Genomic DNA, 6195 nt, shown 5'->3' with positions numbered 1-6195 from the left:
CAGTAGGTCCAGTTACGCCAGTAGGTCCGATCTCACCAGTAGGTCCAGTCACGCCAGCAGGCCCAATCGCTCCGGTAGCCCCAGTAGGCCCAGTCACGCCGGCAGGCCCGATACCGCCAGTAGCCCCAGTAGCGCCAGCCGGTCCAATTGCACCAGTAGGTCCAGTCACGCCGGCAGGTCCAATAGCGCCAGTAGGCCCAGTCACGCCAGCAGGTCCAGTAGCCCCAGTAGCCCCTGTAACACCTGTAACACCTGTCATACCCGTAGGTCCAGTTGGTCCTGTAATACATCCAGTAGGACCGGTAGGTTTTACCGGCCAAATTGGACAACCTGGTATAGGCCCTGTTTTACAACAACAGGGAAAGGAATGGCATTTATTACAAACTCGATCTAGAAATTTCCCAAAATGCATAGTTTCACCTCCTCTCTCAAGTATCGTATTCTGTGAATGAGAGAGGAGGTAGACACATAACTACTTATTCCCTTTAAAACATAGAGTTATTTTTAAAACTTCGAGAGTTATTTTTAACAGCATGTATTCTACTAGAATGCTTAGCTACAATTTGCCTAAATTTCTTAAGTTAGAGTATCTAGTGTAATTTAGATATCGTCTAGTCCATTAGCTAAAATACTTTCGAAATACCTTTTATTGTGTAAAATTTTAGGGTCATTCGGAATGAAGGAGCTAGCTAATTCATTGTGTGCATTTGCTAATTCGTATTGTTGCAAACGGTCATAAAGCACACAAAGCTGTAAGTGGGGGAGCCAAGTAGTATAGCTTTTATTTTGAAAAGGAGCGTTTGTTTTTTGTTTAATGACAAGTGCTTGTTCGTACCAAAAAATGGCTTCATCATTTCTATTTTGCTCCATGAAATGATAACCTAATCGGCAGCAAGCTTCAGGGCGAGGTACATCATATTCAAAGCTTCGTAAAATAGCACTGAAGTTTTTTTCTGTATCGTTTAAATGAGAAAAGCAATCTGCTAATTTGAAACAAGCTCGAATATTATCTTCCACCCAGCCTAATTTTGAGGTTAAAAATAATTCGTAATAATGAATGGCTTCTTCATAATAACCATGATCTAGTAATTCATTGGCAAAATAAAATGTATCTCGTGGTGATAATGTTTCTCCAGATTCGACTAGTTGCTTATAAATTTCAATATTACGTGTATGATCATGCGTTAATGGTAAGTGACTTACGGCGACATCACTATCAAACAGCATTCCACCCACTTCTAAATATTCATGCACTGCTCCAATCCACTGAAATTTCTTATCTCTTCTTACAAGGCGATATCTTCTTATTAAGGCGTCTACATTACCTTCATGATCAAAACTTAAATGATAATTCATTGAAATAGCATCAATATCAGAAGTCAGTGATTCTTTTAGCGCCTTAAATTTTTCTCGATCTTCCTCTAATAAAACATCGTCCGCATCTAGCCAGAGAATATATTCCTTTGTTGCTTGCTGAAAGGAAAAGTTCCGTGCAGCTGCAAAATGATGAATCCATTTAAAGTCAAAAATTCGATCTGTAAATTGTGCAACGACTTGTTTCGTGCTATCTGTTGAGCCTGTATCAACGATATTAATTTCATCTACTAAATCTTTAACGGATTCAAGACATCTACCAATAACATCTTCTTCATTTTTTACAATCATACATAAGCTGATGGAAATCATGTTATACCTCCTTACCATTATCTTAGTACTATATGTAACAAAGAAAAAATTGGTTAGATGATTGAACGGAGGGAATCGACGCAAAAAATGTGAAATGTATTTTTATGGTTTGTCATAAATTCACCTTCCAAGTTTCACCCGAATTTCACAATTGTGAAGTATAGTAGAGGGGCAGAGGTGATAAAGTTGAAAAAATGGGCATTCTTCATTTTTTCGTTACTACAAATAATATGGTTAGCGGGTTGCGCTGAAAAATCATATGAACCCATTGAGAGAGATCGGAATTTTATAGCTTCATTAAACATACAAGAACCATCATTAGATTTTATTGATGAGGATGGGAATGTTTTTGCAACATGGTTATTTGATAAAGCTTATTCGGGGGCAATACTATTAGGAAATGATCAAATATTATTGTATGGACACCAATTAAATAATATTGACGTCTATACAATATCAACCGGAGAAAAGCTCTATTCAAAAAAAGTAGAGATAGGTACAACAAATGTATACTATGATGACAACATCCAACAATTTTTTATAACAAATAGTAAAACCAATACAGTGACAAGCTTTGATCGAGAAGGAAATGAGCTTGGTTCACAGCAGCTTGGCAATTATCCTATGTCTATGGCATCGTATCAAGATAAACTGTATGTTATAAATTTTAAAGATACAAAATTATCGGTGTTAAATATGAAGGATTTGTCCATTGAACAGGAATGGCCCATTCAAAAATCCTCACATGGAATAGCCATTCTTGAAGAAACACATGAGCTGTGGATTGGTGGACATGGAGAAGGCAGTAAGCCAAATAGTTCTGTTAAAAAATATGATTTATCTACTGGCCAACTGCATGGAGAGATTGACATGCCTCTGATGCCTGTAGGATTAAAAAAGACAAAAGATGCTGTCCTTGTTGTTAGTCATGGTCATAATGAGTTATATGTTGCTAGTTTTGATGGCCATATCAAATGGCATCAAGAGGTTGGCGCAAATCCATTTGTAGTAAACCAGTTTAAAAACTATATTGTTGTCGCTGGCTATGATGATCATACATTGTACTTTATAAAGGACGGCCAGAAGGAAAAAACAGTTGATGTAGGAAAAGGTGCTTTTCAGCTGTTAGTAAGGGAGGAACAATGATGACAACTGTATTAATAGTCGATGATGAGCAGGATATGCGTAAATTAATAGAAATGATGCTCAATAACTCCGATATTGAGACATTTACAGCCGCAAATGGTACAGAGGCATATGATGTGATCGTACGAGAAAAAATTGATTTAGTATTGCTCGATGTCATGATGCCCCATGAGGATGGCTTTGTTGTTTGTCAAAGTATTCGTGCGATGTCCAATGTACCGATTATTTTTCTAACAGCACGTGATGCCAATGAGGATAAGGTAAAAGGCCTTACACTTGGTGGAGATGACTATATAGTTAAGCCATTTACACATGATGAACTTGTAGCAAGGATTTATGCTGTTTTAAGAAGAAGTGGGGCGAATATTACAGAGCTACAGCAAAAGTACGTAATTTTTGGTCCTATTAAAATAGACGAGATTGCACGTAAAGTATCTGTTGATGGTAAGAGTATTCCACTTACTTTAAAGGAATTTGAATTGTTGCATTTATTTATGAAAAATCCGGGTAATGCCTATACAAGAGAGCAATTATTAGAACGTATTTGGGATATTGATTATGTAGGTGGTACGCGCACCGTTGATACCCATATCAAAACTTTACGAATAAAGCTTGGAAAGGATGCGGCTGCGCATATTCAAACCGTTTGGGGAGTGGGCTACCGCTTTGATCCTGGCGAATGAAAAAGATTGCTACTCGCATTTGGTTGTTGATTTTCGCATTTCTCATCATTACCGTTGTCTTTATGTACGTTCTCACAAATTTTTTGTATCAACGTTTATATGTCCAAGATACTGAAGAGACAATGGTGGAAGTTGGCTTGAAGCTACAGACAATGTATAACAATGGCAAGGTTACGGATGAATTTATTGCAGATATTGAACAATTTAACGATTATTCAAATTTAAATATATTTGCAGTAAGAAATCCTCGGGAGTTAAGTGCCTGTGTTCCGTTTGATATAGATTATGAGACACTGATTGGACCAGAAGAAAGACAGAAATTATTATCAGGAAAATACGTGCAAAAAATTGGCTATGAGCCCAGGTTTGATCGACAACTAATTTCAGTAGTGATACCACTCGTAGATCAAAATCGATTAGAGGGTATTATTTATATTTACTTCCCGCTAGCTAAAATTAGTGAGTTAGCTAATAGTGGAGTTATTCTCCTGTTCATTAGTGCCTTTATATTTTTAGTGGTAGCTAGCTATTTGATTTATAAAGGTATTCGACATATTATGCGACCATTAAACGATTTACAACGTGCAGTAGAACAGATGTCCCACGGGAATTATGAGACACGTGTACCTGTCAATTCACGGGATGAAATCGGTAAATTATCTAGTACCTTTAATAAAATGGCAGAGTCGATTCAGCTAGAGGATGAAGCCCAAAAAACATTTCTGGCAACAGTTTCGCATGAATTACGGACACCAATAAGCTATGTTAAAGGCTATAGTGAAGCTATGCAAAATGGCATTATTACAGAAAGCCAAAAAGAAGAAACTATTCAGTTGATTGTCCGTGAGGCGAATCGAATGGAGAGGTTAACAAACGAATTACTTCAACTAGCAAGAACAGAAAATGAACAAACCGACATTGCTTTATATCCTATTCCGCTTGGTGAGACTTTAAGGGAAGTTCAAAAAATACTAACACATCAAGCAGATAAAAAGAACATAACATTACATGTGGATGTAGATGATGCGCTAATTATTGAAGCTGATGAAGTAAAGCTAAAGCAAATTTTTATTAACATTATTGAAAATGCGATTAATTACTCATATGAAAATTCTATTGTGGAAATTGTTGCTGTTGAAAAGACGGGGAGTGCACTCATTACCATTAAGGATTATGGTATCGGTATCCCGTCCGAGGATTTAGCACATGTCACAGAGCGATTTTATCGAGTTAACAAAGCAAGGAGTCGTGCAGACGGTGGTAGTGGATTAGGATTATCCATTGTTGAACAGCTACTAAAGCAGTTACAGGGATCGTTAGAAATTGAAAGTGTTGTAGAAAAAGGCACAACTGTTAAGATACAGTTGCCATTAATGGAGGATTAAAAGATGAAAAGATGGTTATTCGCACTAATTGCAGTACCTACATTATTAGTAGGATGTGGAGAAAAAAAAGAGGCTTTACCAGAACCAGAAGTGCCGCAAATTCCAGATGTAGAAATTTTAACACCAAAAGAAGTATCGCTTAATGAAACAATTGAGCTGGCAGCACATGTAGAACAAGGTGGGCAAAATGTTGATGATGCTGTGGTAGAGTTTGAGGTTTGGGAATCAGGGAAACGTGATGAAGGACAAATGATTAATGGGAAATTAGAAAAAGATGGTGTTTATAAAGCATCGACAACATTTGATCATGACGGTGTTTACTATATGTATGCACATACTACAGCAAACGGTGTTCATAATATGCCAAAGCAACAAATTATTGCTGGAAGCCCTGATATGACACAGGTTTTACCAGAGGATGAAAAATCCAATAACAGCATGGATAATAACATGATGAATCATAGTAATAATTCGTCAGATAATACAGAACATGAAGACGAAAAAAAAGATGAAAAAAATCATCATTAAACGCTTGCTTTTTTTATAAAATAGGAATATGATAATGACCAGATGACCGAAATGGTTTTCTGGTCATTTTTATGAAGTGTACGTTAGATGTACATAACCCAACAAGAAAGGATGTTACTAATGGATCGTAGGCAGGAAATTATTGAAGCAGCTGCAAAATCTTTTACATTGTTTGGCTACAAGGCTACGACGATGGAGCAAGTGGCGAAAATTGCCAATGTCGGTAAAGGTACGATTTATACATTCTTTGCAAATAAAGAAATTTTATTTCAAGAGATTGCAATGTCACTTGTACGTGAAATGAAGGCGGAAGCGGATGCAGTGTTGGATGCATCAGCAAGCTTTATGGATAATGCGCATAATGCTTTAATGAAAATGCTACAGTTCCGTGAAAAACATCTTTTATTTGCAAAGCTTATCGAAGAAGAAAAAGAATTACGAACACCAGCTGTTAAACAGGTGCTACTACAGATAGAGACAGAAATTTTATCGTATGTTGCAGAGTTAATACAAAGACGTATTAATAAAGGTGAAATTAGAGAATGTGATGCAGAGCTTGTTAGTTACTTATTGTTAAAGGCATATCTTGCTTTTGTTGTCGATTGGCATGAGTTACACGGTGATGTGATTCCTGAAGAGAAGATTCTTAATCTTTTTAAGGAAACCATTTTTCGAGGCTTAATCGTAAATTGATTCGATTATTAACAGATAAAGAAATATTGAATCCAGTAAGTTTTTGCAAAATTGTTGAGGTTGATTATTTTTTT

6 protein-coding genes and 1 pseudogene are annotated in these 6195 nt (G+C 36.6%); 5 read left to right on the top strand and 2 right to left on the bottom strand.

Going from position 1 to position 6195, the window contains the following annotated elements:
- Positions 1-412 (bottom strand): annotated as a pseudogene (locus tag RT445_RS05050) (collagen-like protein); the annotation flags it as partial.
- Positions 413-600: 188 nt separating this feature from the next.
- Positions 601-1686 carry a glycosyltransferase gene (locus RT445_RS05045; protein ID WP_312506048.1) on the bottom strand — a complete coding sequence of 362 codons (1086 nt, stop codon included), beginning with the start codon at positions 1684-1686 and terminating at the stop codon, positions 601-603.
- Positions 1687-1863: 177 nt separating this feature from the next.
- Here RT445_RS05045 and RT445_RS05040 point away from each other — a divergent pair, with 177 nt between their 5' ends.
- The 5 genes from RT445_RS05040 to RT445_RS05020 all read left to right on the top strand — a co-directional run bounded on the left by RT445_RS05040 (position 1864) and on the right by RT445_RS05020 (position 6121).
- Positions 1864-2832: a YncE family protein gene (locus tag RT445_RS05040; RefSeq protein ID WP_312506047.1), complete on the top strand. Its 969-nt coding sequence runs from the start codon at positions 1864-1866 to the stop codon at positions 2830-2832.
- Positions 2832-3515 carry a response regulator transcription factor gene (locus RT445_RS05035; protein ID WP_274797378.1) on the top strand — a complete coding sequence of 228 codons (684 nt, stop codon included), beginning with the start codon at positions 2832-2834 and terminating at the stop codon, positions 3513-3515. Before RT445_RS05040 ends, RT445_RS05035 begins: the two co-directional genes overlap by 1 nt.
- A complete protein-coding gene (locus RT445_RS05030; protein WP_312506044.1) occupies positions 3512-4900 on the top strand; it encodes a sensor histidine kinase in 1389 nt (462 codons plus the stop codon). Before RT445_RS05035 ends, RT445_RS05030 begins: the two co-directional genes overlap by 4 nt.
- Positions 4901-4903: 3 nt before the next feature.
- The gene (locus RT445_RS05025; protein ID WP_274794415.1) at positions 4904-5428 is read left to right on the top strand and encodes a FixH family protein; all 525 of its coding nucleotides are present in this window, start codon (positions 4904-4906) and stop codon (positions 5426-5428) included.
- Between the two features lie 120 nt (positions 5429-5548).
- Positions 5549-6121, top strand: coding sequence for a TetR/AcrR family transcriptional regulator (locus tag RT445_RS05020; RefSeq protein WP_274794414.1), 573 nt, complete (start codon positions 5549-5551; stop codon positions 6119-6121).
- Positions 6122-6195: the final 74 nt, after the last annotated feature.

Origin of the sequence: Lysinibacillus sp., assembly GCF_032093475.1 — a bacterium.
GTDB lineage: Bacteria > Bacillota > Bacilli > Bacillales_A > Planococcaceae > Lysinibacillus > Lysinibacillus irui.
The sequence above is the reverse complement of the archived record's forward strand: the minus strand, read 5'-3'. Positions and strand labels throughout refer to the sequence as shown.

What these genes read in the sequence shown, in the direction of transcription:
- RT445_RS05045 (WP_312506048.1), bottom strand. Translation starts at nt 1,686, where the DNA reads ATGATTTCCATCAGCTTATGTATGATTGTAAAAAATGAAGAAGATGTT.
- RT445_RS05035 (WP_274797378.1), top strand. Translation starts at nt 2,832, where the DNA reads ATGACAACTGTATTAATAGTCGATGATGAGCAGGATATGCGTAAATTA.
- RT445_RS05030 (WP_312506044.1), top strand. Translation starts at nt 3,512, where the DNA reads ATGAAAAAGATTGCTACTCGCATTTGGTTGTTGATTTTCGCATTTCTC.
- RT445_RS05025 (WP_274794415.1), top strand. Translation starts at nt 4,904, where the DNA reads ATGAAAAGATGGTTATTCGCACTAATTGCAGTACCTACATTATTAGTA.
- RT445_RS05020 (WP_274794414.1), top strand. Translation starts at nt 5,549, where the DNA reads ATGGATCGTAGGCAGGAAATTATTGAAGCAGCTGCAAAATCTTTTACA.